General features: G+C 42.2%; 2 protein-coding genes. Both read right to left on the bottom strand.

The features are described 5' to 3' along the window. Positions 1 to 149: 149 nt before the first annotated feature. Positions 150 to 392: a hypothetical protein gene (locus tag IYN85_RS25605; protein WP_196161824.1), complete on the bottom strand. Its 243-nt coding sequence runs from the start codon at positions 390 to 392 to the stop codon at positions 150 to 152. Between the two features lie 78 nt (positions 393 to 470). Further along, a partial coding sequence (locus IYN85_RS26095) for a hypothetical protein (RefSeq protein WP_230390986.1) occupies positions 471 to 931 on the bottom strand: 461 nt, incomplete at its 5' end.

Genomic DNA, 931 nt, shown 5'->3' with positions numbered 1-931 from the left:
GGTTTTCCGTTTACTTCGTATTTCACTTCACCGCAAAAACATTCACCGGTTAACTTCACTTAATTCTCCATGATGCATAACGCCAAAAGCAGCGGCGCGCGTTAGCGCGTCCAGCCCGCAGGGCGATGCTGCCTTTGCTTGTTATGTGGTTAGCGGTTTGATGCGATAGCATTGAATATTGCCTGAACTGCTTGCCACTCTTTATTGTTGAAATCAGCAAAACGCTGCATTCCCGATAGCTCCCGAAATAGATCTTCACAGACTAACTGCTCATTGTTGGTGTTACTCAGTTTATCTATATAGGAGTTGAAAGTATTAACGCCTTGCTCAATGTTCCGTTCTTTGGCGGAGCAAATAAGAAAACGAAGATTTTCTATGATTTCGGGATTCACGATTTCACTCCATGAACACATAACGCCTGCAGCAGTTGCGCGGGGTTTTTCGCGTCGACTGCCTGTGATTGTTAGGAATCAAGGCCGCTCGTACAGCCAACGATCCCGTATAATTTCTTTTAACATACCATTTTCAAAAATGAGGTGGATGCTGTTTACCCACTCCGCAGGAAATTCAATTTCCCATCGGTCAAAATCAGAAATAGGTGATGCTAATACAGAAAGCTCATCTACTTTGAGTCGATAATAGCAACTTCGTTGAGTCGCGGGCCCTCTACATTCACTTAACTCAAAGGACTCTAATCTGTTGGTTTCACCAGTCTCTGTATAGTCTCGAATAATTAACAGACTATCCCTATTCGAAAAATTGAGCTTTATCTTTTTGAATGTCGACTCCTTCGAATCGCCAATTACGAAACCATATTTCTCGCCTTCATAGTAACGCCAAGTACCTTCAATAAACGGCATTGCGCACGAGGACATAACGAAAATAATTAGTACATAAAACAAAATACGCATGTAAATATGATTCCTAACGC

It is taken from the genome of Reinekea sp. G2M2-21 (assembly GCF_015687175.1).
Taxonomy (GTDB): domain Bacteria; phylum Pseudomonadota; class Gammaproteobacteria; order Pseudomonadales; family Natronospirillaceae; genus Reinekea.
This window is presented reverse-complemented; position numbering and strand designations above follow the sequence as displayed.